This is a genomic window from Polaribacter sp., assembly GCF_051251875.1.
GTDB lineage: Bacteria > Bacteroidota > Bacteroidia > Flavobacteriales > Flavobacteriaceae > Polaribacter.
Map to the genome: position 1 here is coordinate 1 of NZ_JBPOGL010000027.1, position 13,999 is coordinate 13,999.

14 protein-coding genes are annotated in these 13,999 nt (G+C 29.5%); 8 read left to right on the forward strand and 6 right to left on the reverse strand.

Annotated elements, in window-relative coordinates; all coding sequences use genetic code 11:
• Nucleotides 1-614 precede the first annotated feature (614 nt).
• From ACSHW5_RS12050 to ACSHW5_RS12075, 6 genes are all read left to right on the forward strand, one after another.
• Nucleotides 615-905: a GIY-YIG nuclease family protein gene (locus ACSHW5_RS12050; protein ID WP_435676389.1), complete on the forward strand. Its 291-nt coding sequence runs from the start codon at nucleotides 615-617 to the stop codon at nucleotides 903-905.
• 146 nt (nucleotides 906-1,051) lie between these two features.
• Nucleotides 1,052-1,525, forward strand: coding sequence for a cyclic pyranopterin monophosphate synthase MoaC (gene moaC / locus ACSHW5_RS12055; protein ID WP_435676390.1), 474 nt, complete (start codon nucleotides 1,052-1,054; stop codon nucleotides 1,523-1,525).
• Between the two features lie 110 nt (nucleotides 1,526-1,635).
• The gene (locus ACSHW5_RS12060) at nucleotides 1,636-2,745 is read left to right on the forward strand and encodes an NTP transferase domain-containing protein (RefSeq protein ID WP_435676391.1); all 1,110 of its coding nucleotides are present in this window, start codon (nucleotides 1,636-1,638) and stop codon (nucleotides 2,743-2,745) included.
• 156 nt (nucleotides 2,746-2,901) lie between these two features.
• Nucleotides 2,902-3,990, forward strand: a complete 1,089-nt coding sequence (locus tag ACSHW5_RS12065; RefSeq protein WP_435676392.1) for a ThiF family adenylyltransferase — start codon at nucleotides 2,902-2,904, stop codon at nucleotides 3,988-3,990.
• A gap of 1 nt (nucleotide 3,991) precedes the next feature.
• On the forward strand, nucleotides 3,992-4,471 hold the full coding sequence (locus ACSHW5_RS12070; protein WP_435676393.1) for a hypothetical protein: 480 nt from the start codon (nucleotides 3,992-3,994) through the stop codon (nucleotides 4,469-4,471).
• Between the two features lie 4 nt (nucleotides 4,472-4,475).
• A complete protein-coding gene (locus ACSHW5_RS12075) occupies nucleotides 4,476-6,245 on the forward strand; it encodes a MutS-related protein (protein ID WP_435676394.1) in 1,770 nt (589 codons plus the stop codon).
• A 106-nt stretch (nucleotides 6,246-6,351) separates the two neighbouring features.
• Here ACSHW5_RS12075 and gldD read toward each other — a convergent pair whose 3' ends face one another.
• The 4 genes from gldD to mutY form a co-directional block, all read right to left on the reverse strand.
• Nucleotides 6,352-6,900 (reverse strand): gliding motility lipoprotein GldD, encoded by a 549-nt coding sequence (gldD, locus tag ACSHW5_RS12080; protein ID WP_435676395.1) that lies wholly within the window; start codon nucleotides 6,898-6,900, stop codon nucleotides 6,352-6,354.
• Nucleotides 6,893-8,221, reverse strand: coding sequence for a gliding motility-associated protein GldE (gldE, locus tag ACSHW5_RS12085; RefSeq protein ID WP_435676396.1), 1,329 nt, complete (start codon nucleotides 8,219-8,221; stop codon nucleotides 6,893-6,895). Before gldE ends, gldD begins: the two co-directional genes overlap by 8 nt.
• Before the next feature lie 19 nt (nucleotides 8,222-8,240).
• Entirely contained in the window at nucleotides 8,241-8,684 is a 444-nt protein-coding gene (locus ACSHW5_RS12090; protein ID WP_435676397.1) for a single-stranded DNA-binding protein, read from the reverse strand.
• 141 nt (nucleotides 8,685-8,825) lie between these two features.
• The gene (mutY, locus tag ACSHW5_RS12095; protein WP_435676398.1) at nucleotides 8,826-9,869 is read right to left on the reverse strand and encodes an A/G-specific adenine glycosylase; all 1,044 of its coding nucleotides are present in this window, start codon (nucleotides 9,867-9,869) and stop codon (nucleotides 8,826-8,828) included.
• A gap of 130 nt (nucleotides 9,870-9,999) precedes the next feature.
• Here mutY and ACSHW5_RS12100 point away from each other — a divergent pair, with 130 nt between their 5' ends.
• The gene (locus tag ACSHW5_RS12100; RefSeq protein ID WP_088353785.1) at nucleotides 10,000-10,290 is read left to right on the forward strand and encodes an HU family DNA-binding protein; all 291 of its coding nucleotides are present in this window, start codon (nucleotides 10,000-10,002) and stop codon (nucleotides 10,288-10,290) included.
• A gap of 310 nt (nucleotides 10,291-10,600) precedes the next feature.
• Nucleotides 10,601-12,124 (forward strand): Rne/Rng family ribonuclease, encoded by a 1,524-nt coding sequence (locus ACSHW5_RS12105; RefSeq protein ID WP_435676399.1) that lies wholly within the window; start codon nucleotides 10,601-10,603, stop codon nucleotides 12,122-12,124.
• Nucleotides 12,125-12,218: 94 nt separating this feature from the next.
• Here the strand turns inward: ACSHW5_RS12105 and ACSHW5_RS12110 are convergent, their stop codons facing one another.
• Both ACSHW5_RS12110 and ACSHW5_RS12115 read right to left on the reverse strand, forming a co-directional pair.
• Nucleotides 12,219-12,908: a hypothetical protein gene (locus ACSHW5_RS12110; RefSeq protein ID WP_435676400.1), complete on the reverse strand. Its 690-nt coding sequence runs from the start codon at nucleotides 12,906-12,908 to the stop codon at nucleotides 12,219-12,221.
• Nucleotides 12,909-12,935: 27 nt separating this feature from the next.
• Nucleotides 12,936-13,988, reverse strand: coding sequence for an endonuclease/exonuclease/phosphatase family protein (locus tag ACSHW5_RS12115; protein WP_435676401.1), 1,053 nt, complete (start codon nucleotides 13,986-13,988; stop codon nucleotides 12,936-12,938).
• Nucleotides 13,989-13,999: the final 11 nt, after the last annotated feature.

Here is a 13,999-nt window from a genome sequence, read left to right on the forward strand (position 1 = left end):
AGTATCAGTTCGTGTTTTAGTAGGGTTAAAACGTGTTTTCAGTTCGAGCACATTTTAATTTCAAAAAAAACTTCTCGGTACAAAATTCTAGAAAAAAGAATTTCACTCGAAGTGACAGTGTGTGAGAAACTAATTAAATAACAAGAATGTTTTGTTAGTTTTAAGGTGTAGAAAATTAGTATTTAGTAGTTTGTTGAAAAATTATAATTTGTAAAGAAAAACGGATTTAAAATTTTAGAATATAGGATTTCACTTGAAGTATCAGTTCGTGTTTTAGTATGGTTAAAACGTGTTGTCAGTTCGAGTGAATTTTAATTTCAAAAAAAACTTCTCGGTACAAAATTCTAGAAAAAAGAATTTCACTCGAAGTGACAATGTATGAGAAACTAAATAAATAACAAGAATGTTTTGTTAGTTTTAAGGTGTAGAAAATTAGTATTTAGTAGTTTGTTGAAAAATTATAATTTGTAAAGAAAAACGGATTTAAAATTTTAGAATATAGGATTTCACGTGAAGTATCAGTTCGTGTTTTAGTATGGTTAAAACGTGTTGTCAGTTCGAGTGAATTTTGAGGTACGAAAAATTTGTATCGAGAACATTTTAAAGCTTCAAAAATGAAAATCTATTATGTTTATATATTAAAATGTGCAGATAAAACGTATTATACAGGTATTACATCAAATTTAGTACAACGTTTTTTTGAACACCAACAAGGAAAACATTTAGAAAGTTATACGTATAAAAGAAGACCTTTAGAGTTGGTGTTTTATGCTAAATTTACCGAAGTTGGATTTGCAATTGACACAGAAAAACGAATAAAAAAATGGTCAAAAGCTAAAAAGGAGGCTTTAATTAATAATGAGTATGAAAAACTCCCTAATTTAGCAAAGAAGAAATTTAAATAATTAAAAACTTCTCGATACAAAATTCTAGAAAAATGAATTTCACTCGAAGTGACAGTGTGTATAACTAAATTATAGGTATTTACTGTTAATTCGATTCGCTTTTTAGACAGAGATATAAAAAATGTATCAAGAATAAGATATAGATAATGAGTGAATTTAGTCATTTAAACGAGAAAAATAACCCTAAAATGGTAAATGTTTCTGATAAGAAAATTACCAAAAGAACGGCAATTGCAAAAGCAACCATGTTTTTAGGAAAAGAAGTAATTTCCCATTTTACAAATGATGAGCTAATTACCAAAAAAGGACCTGTGTTTCAAACAGCCATAATTGCAGGAATTCAAGGTGTAAAAAAGACATCAGAATTAATACCAATGTGCCATCCGTTATTAATTAATGGCGTGGATATTGATATTGAAATTATAGATTCAGAAAACATAGAAGTTTTTTGTGAAGTAACAATTACAGGAAAAACAGGAGTAGAAATGGAGGCTTTAACAGGCGTTAACATTACGTGCTTAACTATATATGACATGTGTAAAAGTATCAGTCAACAAATGGTGATTAAAGAAGTAAAATTGATGGAAAAAACAGGAGGGAAGTCTGATATTAAAAATTAATTGTCATTCCGAAATGAGACTTTTTAGTCTATTGAGGAGTCTAATTTTTAAATTGCTTAAAAAAGCTCATTTGTAAAATACAATAGTCTTAGAAACAGGAGAATAATAAAATGAAAAAACACCAAAAACATACAAATTTAGAAAGACGAAATAACGATAATTTTGCACCAAATGAAATTGCAATTTTAGGTACAAATTGTGGCATTATTTCTGATTTGGTTCACAAAGTTTCAAAGAAATTATCTACTTATAAATTGGGATATTTTGATGCTTCTCATGCAAAAGATGTTGCTGAAAATAAGGTGTCAGAATTTACTTTTCATCATCAAGGAAATGTACAAATTACCACTTCTGGGCGTGTAAATAAGTTTCAACAACGATTAGATTTTGCACAATATGATTATGTTTTTATCAACGGAAATCATTATCAAGGAGCAAAACAAATTTTGGTTTTAGATGCAGCAAAAGAAGCTTCGGTTTTAAAAAGATTAGCAGAGTTAGATAGCATTCAGTTTGTTGTAAAGTTGAAATCTGAGACAGAATATTTTTCGTTTTTGGAAGAAAAATATCCACAGATAAAAAACCTTACTTGTTACACCATTGATGAGGTAGATAAAATTGCGACTCATATTAATAATCTTATTCAAGAAAAAATTGCACCTGTGAAAGGCTTGGTGTTGGTTGGCGGTAAAAGTACCCGAATGGGAAAAGATAAATCTGAGTTGATGTATCACGGAAAATCTCAAAAAGAAGCAGCAAAAGAATTGTTAGAAAATAACAATTTAGAAACTTATTATTCTGTTTTAAATTCTTCAGAAAAAGAAAATGAAATTTCAGACAAATTTTTAAATCTTGGTCCTTTTGGTGGTATTTGTTCTGCTTTTCAAAAAGACCCAAATGCTGCTTGGTTTGTATTGGCAACAGATGTACCATTTGTAACGGATACAATTATTCAATTGTTATTGCAGAAAAGAAATTCTAGTAAAGCAGCAACGGCAATAAAAGGGAAAAATAAAGATTTTCCAGAACCTTTAATTACTATTTATGAGCCAAAAGCATATCCAATTTTATTGCAATATTTAGCACAAGGATATTCTTGTCCGCGTAAAATGTTAATTAATTCTGAGGTAGAAATTGTAGAAATTGAAGACGATTTTATTCGAAATATAAATACTCCTGTAGAGTTTGAAGAAGCTAAAAGGGAGATTAAAAATAATTAAAAAGTTCTCGATACAATTTCAATAAAAACCGAAATTACTCGAACTGACAACACGTTTTTCAACCTGATAAACACACTGTCACTTCGAGTGGTTTTTGAAGAATGAAAAAATTGTATCGAGAAGAAAAAAAAGATACTGAAACGAGTTCATCATAAAATGGAACCAACAAAAAATCAACTTTTTAAACGTCAAATTACCTTATCTGAAATTGGAGAACTAGGGCAACAGAAACTACAAAATGCCACTGTTTTGGTGGTTGGTTGCGGAGGTTTAGGAAGTCCGATTGCGGTGTATTTGGCTGCAAGTGGAATTGGTAAAATTCATTTGGTAGATTTTGATACAATTGATATAACCAACTTACACAGACAGATTTTCTTTTCTTTGGAAGATGTTGGCAAACCAAAAGCCGAAGTTTTATCAGCATTTATAAAAAAACGCGCACCTTTTACAGAAGTAACTTTTACTAACAAGCCAATTACAAAAGAAAATGTTTTTGAGCTTATTTCTGAAATAGACATTGTGGTAGATGGAACAGATTCTTTACCAACAAAATATATGTTAAATGATGCTTGTGTTATTAATAATAAACCGTTGGTTTATGGTTCATTATATAAATTTGATGGATATGTTGCTACTTTTAATGTGCTACAAAAAGATGGTAGTTTTTCCGCAAATTTAAGAGATGCATTCCCAAAAATGGCAACCGATATTCCTAATTGTGAAGAGGCAGGAACTTTAAATGCTATTGTTGGTATGATGGCTACACAACAAGTTAATGAAGTTTTAAAATTGATTACCGGAATTGGTAAACCGCTAACAAATGAATTGTTGATTTACAATTCGCTTCAAAATACACAGCTAAAAATGAAGTTAAAACCCACTTTTTTGAAGGATAAAATTGCTAATTTATTTAAAATTCAGACCTATTTTGATGTTGTTTGTGCTACTCAAAATACGGATTGGCAAATTTCTGCATCAGCATTAAAAGAACAATTGTCATTTTCTGAGCATTCTAAAACCTTAGAAATAATTGCGGTTTTACCCAATTTAAAATTGCCTTTTAAAGTGCATCAAACAATTCCAATTAATGAGTTTAATGTTGATAAAATTGAAGTAGATTTTAACAAAACATACATCATGATTTGTCAAAGAGGTGTTAATAGTTACAGAGCAACAAAAATGTTAAAGAATAAATATCCAGAGTTAACTGTTTTAAGTTTATCTGGTGGAATATCAAGTTATTAGCGTGAAAAGTAAAGGTGTTTTAAAGATTGTTTCTGAAAAAAGGGCTTGGTATGAGCGCATTTTAGCAGCCGTTTTTTATGCAATTTCTGTGTATGTCATTTATCTGTTTTATTTAAATAATTCAGTTTCATTTACAGAAAAATATTATATCAAAAGTTTAAAGATTTTGGCAAACTTAATTTTTGTTTCTGGTTTAGGAATTCGTTTTTCTTATGTAATAAATCATCATTTTAATTTTGATGTAATGAAGTATCGCGTTTATTGGTCTGTAGGACCTTTTGGCTTTGGAAAATGGAAGGACATTAATAATTTAGATAGAGTTTCTACCTTTTTAAATGTTAGAGAAGAATGTGAAGTTAATATTTGGGATGTTAGAAACAATCGTTACAAAATTGCTGTTTTTGATGAGATTGATAATGCGGTTATCTATGGAAGAGATTTAGCCAAAAACTTAGAAATTAAATTTTTAGAAAGAAATTAAAAGAATGAAAACCCCTGTAGATTTTTATACTCAAGAAAAATTAGAATTAGAAAAAGAAGCGTCTGCTTTAAAAAAGAAATCTTTGAATTTAAGTATTTTTAGATTTGCAGTTTTTTTAGCAACCTGTCTGTTAATTTATCTCAATTTTGGCATTTATCCAACGGTTTTTATCATAGCATTTTTGGGGGTTTTGCTCTTTGGGTATTTGGTAACAATACACGTTAATTTAAAAATAGAAAGGGCAATTGTTGCAGAGAAAATTTCCATAAATTCTACTGAAATTAAAGTTTTAAACCGCGATTTTCATCATTTAGCATCCGGAAAGGAGTTTGTGAATCCTGCACATTTTTATAGTAATGATATAGATTTGTTTGGTGTTGGTTCGTTTTTTCAATACGTAAATAGAACAGTTACTTCAGATGGTAGCACGCTGCTTGCAAATACGTTTACAGAAAATAAAATAGACGGAATTGTAGATAAACAAAATACGCTTAAGGAGCTTTCTAAAAAGATAAAATGGCGTCAACACTTTACCGCCTTGGCTAGTTTGGTTACAGTAAAAAATACTTCTACAGCTATTGTAAATTGGATTTCGAATTATACTGCGGTTTTTCCTAAATATTTAGGAAAAATACAGCTAATTTTTTCTGTAATTTCTTTGGTATTAATCGGTTTTGTTGCTTTCGGAAATCTTTCTTCTACTTTTTTGGTAGCGTGGTTTTTTGTGGGACTTTTTATTACGGGACGATTTGTGAAAAGAACACAAAAATTATATACAGATACAGATGAGGTACGTGAGACATTTAAGCAATATCATCAACTTTTAAATGAAATTGAAAAGGAAGAATTTTCTTCAAAGGTATTGCTAGAAAAGCAAGGAATAATTCAATCTGAAAATAAAAAAGCATCTAAAATATTTAAAGAATTTTCTAAAATTTTAGATGCTTTTGATCAACGAAATAATGTTATAATTGCCGTTGTTGGCAACGGACTTTTTTTAACAGAAATTAGAAATGCTGTGAATGTTGAAAAATGGATTGCAAACTACAAACACACGGTAGATAAATGGTTTGAAGTGGTTGCCTTTTTTGATGCTCAAAACTCGTTGGCGAACTTTCAATTCAATCATCCAAACTTTATTTTTCCTGATATTACAGCCAATAAAGAAGTAATAAAATCGTCTAATTTAGGGCATCCTTTATTAAATACTACCAAAAGAGTGGATAATGATTTTATTATTCATAAAGAAGAATTTTTTATAGTAACTGGCGCAAATATGGCAGGAAAAAGTACTTTTTTAAGAACGGTTTCTTTGTCTATTGTAATGGCTAATTGTGGCTTGCCTGTTTGTGCAAAAAGTTTTGAATATGCACCAATTAAGTTAATTACAAGTATGAGAACTACAGATTCTTTAACAGAAGATGAGTCTTATTTTTACTCAGAATTAAAACGTTTAAAGTTTATTGTTGATGAAATAAAAGAGGAAGATTATTTTATCATATTAGATGAAATTTTAAAAGGAACAAACAGTAAAGACAAGGCAATTGGTTCTAAAAAGTTTGTAGAAAAACTTACCAAATCTAAATCTACCGGAATTATTGCTACGCACGATGTTAGTTTGTGCGAATTAGAAAATGAATTTGAGGATATTAAAAACTATTATTTTGATGCAGAAATAATCAACAACGAATTGCATTTCGATTATACTGTAAAAAACGGTATTTGTAAAAATATGAATGCTTCTTTTTTATTAGAAAAAATGGAGATTGTTTAGAGGGGGAGATAAAAGAATTAAGTAGTAAGAATTAAGTAGTGAGATAAAAGAATTAAGAATTAAGAATTAAGAATCAGGAATTAAGAAAAAAAGAAAAATGCGGATGTTATTTCCATTTCAAGGTTTCTATCAATTGTAAAACATCTTCTTTAATATAATTTACAGCGGGTAAAATAGAATCGTAATTTGGTTTTACATAAAAATACAAAGAACCTTTTATAAAATGTTTTGTGCTATCTGTTACATGAAATTGAATGTGAGAAGCGGCGTTTCCGGTAATTTCATAAAGACTTCCAAAAACCCTTTTATCAGCATTTACAAAATCTTTGGGTACAATTTGTTCTGCTTTTACAGTGTGTTTAAAAACCAATTTTTCAGCTTCAGTAAGTAATTCTTTTATGTTGTTGTTAACGGGTCTGTACGTAATGTCAATAGAAGCTTTTAAAGCAGGATATTTAATTTTTAACCAATTGTTAGTTTCATCAATAACGGTAGTGTTTTTTAAAATATCAAAAGAAAATGGCCTGTTTAAGGGCAATGTAGTGTATGATTTTTCTGGATATGTTAAACTCAAATATCCTTTTGGTTTTGGTAAAACAACATCATTACAAGAAAGAAAAAGTAGGGTAAATAATAATAAAAAAAGATTACGCATTTCTAGTTGCTTTTATTTGTTTAATGCGTTTTTTGTCTAACGCTTCAATGGTAAATGTATAGTTCTTAAAGTTTATTTTCTCACCTTTTCTAGGAAATTTTCCAGAGATTTCTAGAATAAAACCAGCCAATGTTTCACTTTCTCCTTTTTCGGCTTCAAAAATATTTTCATCCTCATCTCCTAAAACTTTGCAAAAATCTTTAATAGTGGTTTTGCCTTCAAAAATATAATTATTTGGGTCTATTTTAGAGTAGGATAAATCATCATCATCAAACTCATCATTAATATCACCCACAATTTCCTCAATTACGTCTTCTAGAGTTACAATTCCGCTAGTTCCTCCGTATTCGTCTACCACAATAGCCAAGTGATTTTTTTTCTCTCTAAAGTCGCCTAATAAGTTGTCTAGTTTTTTGTTTTCAGGCACAAAAAATGGTTCGCGTATTAAACTTTGCCAGTTAAACGTTGTTTTGTTTAAATGTGCTAACAAATCTTTTGCGTACAAAACACCAATAATTGAATCTATGTTTTCTTTGTAAACAGGGTTTCTAGAATAGCCGTTTTTTAAAATTTTCTCTAAGACAACGTCATAGGGTTCATCATTTGCTAGCGCAAAAATATCTATTCTTGGCACCATAATTTGTACGGTTTCTGTATTTCCAAAATTTACAATTCCTTGCAAAATTTTTTGCTCGTCTTTAGTGGTTGCTCCTTCTGAAGTTAGCTCTAGTGCTTGTGATAATATTTCTACAGAAAAGTTGGTGTTTTTGCTGCCTAATTTGTTCTCTACCCATTTTGTTAGGTTAATTAAAGGAATAGTAAACGGCGTTAAAATAGTATTTATAATATTTATAAGTTTTGCCATTGCTTTGGCAAAACGGAGTGAATTTCTAGTAGCATAAACCTTTGGTAAAACTTCACCAAATAGTAGTATTAAAAAGGTAACTAAGATAATTTCTATAAAAAAACGAATAGGAATTGTAGCAAAATATAGGTTTAATTGATAATCAAAATCGCCAAAAAGCGTTTCTGCTAAGGAAGCAAAAAGTAGTACAATTAATATATTAAAAAAGTTATTGGTTATTAGAATTGTTGCTAATAATTTTCTAGGTTTTTCTAATAAATTTACAACAATGTTTTCTTCTTTTCCATTGCTAGAGAGTTCGTCTAAGTCTGTTTGACTTAAAGAGAAAAAAGCTACTTCTGTACCAGAAATTACAGCAGAACTTATTAGTAATAGTATAATTGCAACTCCGTTTAGTGTGGTAAAAATGTTAAGTGCTGTAAGAAATAAAAATAAAGGTTCGGGATCTGGGTCCAAATTTTAGGTTTTTTTGAGGTTAAAAAGGTAAATCGTCCTCTTCTTCTTTGTTTGCAACAGGTTTAGCTGTAGTTTCTTTAGAAATGGATGGCTTATTTTCTATGGTTTTATTGGTAGTTTCTGTACTTTTTTTGGTTGATAAAAATGTCATATCTATTACTACAACTTCTGTGGAATAGCGTTTTACACCATCTTGTTCCCACTGTCTGTTTTTTAGTTTTCCTTCAACATATACTTTATCTCCTTTTGAAAGATATTTTTCGCAAATTTCTGCTAATTTGTTTCTTACAACAATATTGTGCCAATCTGTATTGGTTACTTTCTCTCCTGTTTGTTTATTGGTGTAACTCTCGCTAGTTGCTAACGGAAAACGCCCAACAGAGTTGCTATCATCAAAATAATGCATTTTTACATCGTCTCCTAAATTACCAATTAAAATTACTTTATTTACAGTTGATGCCATGGTTCAATTTTTTTGTTTCGTCTTGTATTTTATTTTGCTCATCATAAGTTAAAATACAGTCTTTATTTAATTCTTAAGACGAATTTAAAAATGAGCTAAAAAATGTCTTTGTAAGACCAATCAAATATACTAAAAAATCAATTACATTTTAAGTTGAAAAGCTTCTAAAAAATTAGCAATTAATACAGGAACAGGAAATTTGTTTATTTCGCTCCAATTTATAGTTGCTTTGTCTGAGTTTGAAGTTTCTACAATCCAGAATTGTGTATATAAATGTTGATGAGACAATTTATGTACAATTTCTTTTGAGTTATAAAGTGATATGGTGGTTTGCTTAGGAAATAACGCTTTAAATTTATCTGATGCCATTAGGTCTTTTTGGTTGATGATTGTTTCACTTTCTAATAATGGAAATTGATACAAGCCTTGCCAAATTCCTTTGCCTTTTCTTTCTGATAAAATTGTTTTTTTATCATCAGTAACCATTACAAGATAGTTAAAATACCTTTTTCTAACTTTTAGTTTTTTCTCTTTTACAGGGATTTCTTTGATAAGTTTTTTTTCTAAAGCAACACAACTGCCAGAAAAAGGGCAGGTTGTACACAGTGGGTTTTGAGGTTTGCAATGTAGGGCGCCAAAATCCATGAGTGCTTGATTATAAGTTCCTGGTTGTTTTTTGTCTATTAAAGACTGCGCAAGTGTTTTAAACTCTTTAATTCCTGCAGATGAGTTAATAGGTGTTTTAATGCCAAAATAACGAGAAAGTACTCTGTAAACGTTACCATCTACTACCGCTGTTGGTTCGTTAAAACAAATAGAAGCAATTGCAGAAGCTGTGTAATCTCCAATTCCTTTCAGTTTTAACATCTCTTTATAGGTAGATGGAAATTCGCCATTTAGGTTGTTTGCAATTTCTTTTGCTGTAAAATGTAGATTTCTAGCACGCGAATAATATCCTAAGCCTTGCCACATTTTTAAAACGGTACTTTCATCTGCTTTTGCAAGGTGAAAAACTGTTGGAAAAGCTTCCGTAAATTTCACATAATAGGCCAAACCTTGAGCAACTCTTGTTTGTTGAAGCATAATTTCACTGAGCCAAATAAAATATGGGTTGTTGGTTTTGCGCCAAGGTAATTCCCTGTTGTTTTGTAAGTACCAGTAAATTAATATGTTATAAAATTTCATTTGTAAAAAATAGAATTGCAATATTACATTATAAAATTCACATAAATTTAAGTCTTTATCTTTTTGGAATTGATTAATTATCATATATTTGCATCCGCATTTTTGAAAGTAAATCAATAAAAATAAAGACATGACGAAAGCAGATATCGTATCAAAAATTTCAGACAAATCAGGTATAGAAAAGACCGATGTTTTAGCAACTGTTGAAGCATTTATGACTGAGGTTAAAGGTGCCTTAGAAAATGGCGATAACGTTTATTTAAGAGGATTTGGTAGTTTTATTATAAAAACTAGAGCAGAGAAAACAGGTAGAAATATCTCTAAGAATACAACTATTAAAATCCCTGCACATAACATTCCCGCTTTTAAACCAGCAAAAACTTTTACCGAAGGCGTTAAAAGCAAAGTAGCTGTAAAGTAAAAAAATACTAATCTGAACCTTTAATTAGGTTTCAAAAACACCAGAACATTATGCCAAGTGGTAAAAAAAGAAAAAGAGCTAAGATCTCTACACACAAAAGAAAGAAAAGAGCTAGAGCTAATAGACACAAGAAGAAAAAGTAAGCGTTTGCTTACTTTTTCGTTTATTGTTTAGCGAAAAAACAAAAAGTTCATTGACATTTGAGGTTTTTAATAACTGTAGCAATACGGTAACCTCGTACGGTATTTATTATACCTGACAATATTAATCCATCTACACAATTATGTGTAGTGTTAAAACCATTTTCAGTATGAAAACAGAATTAATAATTCGTTCAAATTCATCTGATATTGATTTTGCCTTATTAAGAGATGGAAAACTTATTGAATTAAATAATGAAACCACTGGTAACAAATTTTCTGTTGGCGATATATTTTTAGCCAAAATAGGAAAGGTGTTAACCGGTTTAAATGCATCCTTTGTAAATGTAGGATATCCAAAAGATGGATTCTTACATTATCATGATTTAGGCGCGCAGGTTAACTCATTAAACTCGTTCATTAAGAAAGTAAGCACAGGTAATTATAAAGAATTCACTTTAAAAAACTTCCAAAAGGAGGAAGACATTAACAAAGACGGTAGTATTAACAAAGTATTAAAAACAGGACAAAACCTGTTAGTACAAATTGTAAAAGAACCTATTTCTACAAAAGGGCCAAGATTAAGTTCAGAACTTTCTATAGCTGGTAGATTTTTGGTGCTAGTTCCTTTTTCTAATAGAGTTTCAGTTTCTCAAAAAATTGAAGACCCTAAAGAAAAAGATCGTTTAAAAAGATTAGCAAAAAGCATTAGACCAAAAGGTTTTGGTGTTATTTTAAGAACAGTTGCCGAAGGCAAAAAAGTAGCAGAACTAGACAAAGATTTGCAAAATTCTTTAGATCGTTGGAAAACTATGTGTAAGCGTATTGCAAACACAAACACACCAACTAAAATTTTGAGCGAATTAAACAGAGCATCTTCTATTTTAAGAGATGTAATGAATGATTCTTTTACAAACATTATTACAAATGATGAAACTTTGAAAGTAGAAATAAAAGAGTATCTACAAGAAATTTATCCTGAAAAGGAAAAAATTGTAAAATTACACAGATCAGATATTCCTATTTTTGAAAAATACGGCATAGAACGTCAAATTAAAACATCATTTGGTAAAACAGTTTCAATGAGCAGAGGCGCCTATTTGGTTATAGAGCATACTGAAGCTTTACACGTTATTGATGTAAATAGCGGAAATCGTTCTAACAAAGCAGGATCTCAAGAAGATACGGCATTAGAAGTAAATTTAATTGCAGCTTCCGAGGTAGCACGTCAGTTACAACTGCGTGATATGGGCGGAATTATTGTGGTAGATTTTATTGATATGCACAAAGTTGAAAACAGAAATAAATTGTTTCAACATCTTAAAGAAGAAATGTCTTTTGATAGAACAAAACACAAAATATTACCTCCAAGTAAATTTGGATTGGTACAAATTACAAGACAAAGGGTAAGACCAGAGTTAAGTATAAAAACTACCGAAACCAACCCAAATATTAACGGAGAAGTAGAAGCACCTATTGTTTTGCTAGACAAAATTGAAGGGGATCTAGAAAAATATCTTTCTAATCCTAAGAATAAAAAGATACAATTAAATGTACATCCTTTTATTGCAGCATACCTAACAAAAGGAGTGAATTCTGTACGTTTTAAATGGTATTTAAAACACAAAAAGTGGATTACTATTATACCTCGTGATGCTTACACATACTTACATTATAAATTTAAAACTTTATAAGTTTATTATTTTTATTAATGTAGAAAGGCAATAATTTTTTATCAAAAAACCCCGCAACTTTTAAGTTGCGGGGTTTTTATTTTATAATGAATACCTATATAGAATAATAGTAGGTTAAAAGTTTTACAACATCTGCTTCGTTTTTAAGTTTTAGCTTGTTGCTTTTTATGTATTTTTTTAATTCTTTTTTCTTGTCTTCTAGCTCTTTTAAGATATATTTTTCCTTTAGTTTTACGTTTACATAGGTATCATTCTTAGTAAGAATGTAATACTTTTTTATGGTAACATATTTCTTTTTAAGTTCACTACTATCATTGTAACCATTATTTAAGACATAAGGTTCTTTTAATATTTTATTATAATTTATGATAAGGTAATTTTTATCAGATAAAGTTGGCACTGCAAAATAATCTCTATCTACTTCTTCTGTAAATTTTTCTTTTGCTATTCTTACAAAAGGGGTGTTGTTAATTACAAAGCCAGTAATAGATTTATCTCTTAATATAAAACCTTTTTTTGCTCTAGAAGCATTACCAATAATAGGTTCTCCAGAAACCAAGTCTAATTGAATTCTAGATTGAACCGCATCAATAGAATCATTAATAATGATTTTTCCTGTACCCCATTCATCTAATAAGTACTGATGACCATCAATTCCGTCAACGTTGTACTTCATATCATTAAAAACTCTAGCACTTTCTTCAAAAACGGCAAGTTTACCTAATAGGTTTTGAGCCACACATACGTTTCCGAATAAGAATATTGACCATAATAATTTTTTCATATTTTTTTTTACATTTTAGTGGTTAAATTAGTTTTTTACTTTTAAAAGATACAAATATACAGGATAATGATCGGAAAATCCTCCCATATAACTACCATTAAAAAAACTTCTAAACGGATATCCTTTGTATTGCCCTTTCTTGTTGGTTAAAAATGGTTTGTTAAAAATTTTGGCGCTATACATTTTGTAGGTTGAAAAATTATTTTCATCATGGTTTAATAAGGTAGATGAAATTAATATTTGATCAAATAAATTATTTTTATCTCTATAACTTGCTGTATTAAATCCTCTTCGAAATAAATCTTCATACGGATTGTAAAGATCATTTTCTTTAACATTTTTTTTTCTGCTTTTTGTTTGTAATACTTTTTTAAAACTTGCGTTTGTAGGATTGTCATTAAAATCGCCCATAATTATTATTTTAGCTGTCGGATCTTTTTCTCTAACTTGAGCAATAATTTTTGTGTTTTGATAGGCTGCTTTTTCTCGCAAAGGATTTGTAACGGAAACACCACCACTTCTAGAGGGCCAATGATTTACTATAATATGAATAAGTTCATCATCTAAATAACCAGTAACTAAAAGTTGATCTCTGGTATACACTTTAAGGTTATTTCTGTAAATGTTAGGGTTAAAAGCCTTATGATAAATGGGTGTAAAACACCTTTTTTGATATAATAATGCAACATCAATACCTCTTTTATCTGGAGAATCATAATGAATAATTCCGTAATCTTGTTTTTTTAAATGTGTAGATTTTACCAAATCTTCTAAAACATGTAGGTTTTCAACTTCAGAAAGACCAATAATTGCCGGACTGGTAGTTGCTTTGTCTGTACCAATTTTTGAAATTGTGCTGGCTAGTTTATCAATTTTATCGAAATAAACAACTGATTTACTGGTTTTTAACTTCATTATTGGGCTGGCTTCATCATTTTTTGTGACATCATTAATAGTGTCAAATAAATTTTCTACATTATAAAAAGCGATGGTTCTAATACTATATTTTCGTTCTGTTTTCTGTGAAAAAGTAATAGAAATTTGGGTTAAAAGAAGTATTAAAAATATTTTGGTTTTCATCTTGTTTTTAA

Bases quoted from the DNA above. Each gene is read 5' to 3' on its own strand.
- ACSHW5_RS12110 (WP_435676400.1), bottom strand. From the start codon at position 12,908: ATGAAAAAATTATTATGGTCAATATTCTTATTCGGAAACGTATGTGTG.
- mutY (WP_435676398.1), bottom strand. From the start codon at position 9,869: ATGAAATTTTATAACATATTAATTTACTGGTACTTACAAAACAACAGG.
- ACSHW5_RS12105 (WP_435676399.1), top strand. From the start codon at position 10,601: ATGAAAACAGAATTAATAATTCGTTCAAATTCATCTGATATTGATTTT.
- ACSHW5_RS12075 (WP_435676394.1), top strand. From the start codon at position 4,476: ATGAAAACCCCTGTAGATTTTTATACTCAAGAAAAATTAGAATTAGAA.
- ACSHW5_RS12115 (WP_435676401.1), bottom strand. From the start codon at position 13,988: ATGAAAACCAAAATATTTTTAATACTTCTTTTAACCCAAATTTCTATT.
- gldD (WP_435676395.1), bottom strand. From the start codon at position 6,900: ATGCGTAATCTTTTTTTATTATTATTTACCCTACTTTTTCTTTCTTGT.
- moaC (WP_435676390.1), top strand. From the start codon at position 1,052: ATGAGTGAATTTAGTCATTTAAACGAGAAAAATAACCCTAAAATGGTA.
- ACSHW5_RS12060 (WP_435676391.1), top strand. From the start codon at position 1,636: ATGAAAAAACACCAAAAACATACAAATTTAGAAAGACGAAATAACGAT.
- ACSHW5_RS12100 (WP_088353785.1), top strand. From the start codon at position 10,000: ATGACGAAAGCAGATATCGTATCAAAAATTTCAGACAAATCAGGTATA.
- ACSHW5_RS12050 (WP_435676389.1), top strand. From the start codon at position 615: ATGAAAATCTATTATGTTTATATATTAAAATGTGCAGATAAAACGTAT.
- ACSHW5_RS12090 (WP_435676397.1), bottom strand. From the start codon at position 8,684: ATGGCATCAACTGTAAATAAAGTAATTTTAATTGGTAATTTAGGAGAC.
- ACSHW5_RS12065 (WP_435676392.1), top strand. From the start codon at position 2,902: ATGGAACCAACAAAAAATCAACTTTTTAAACGTCAAATTACCTTATCT.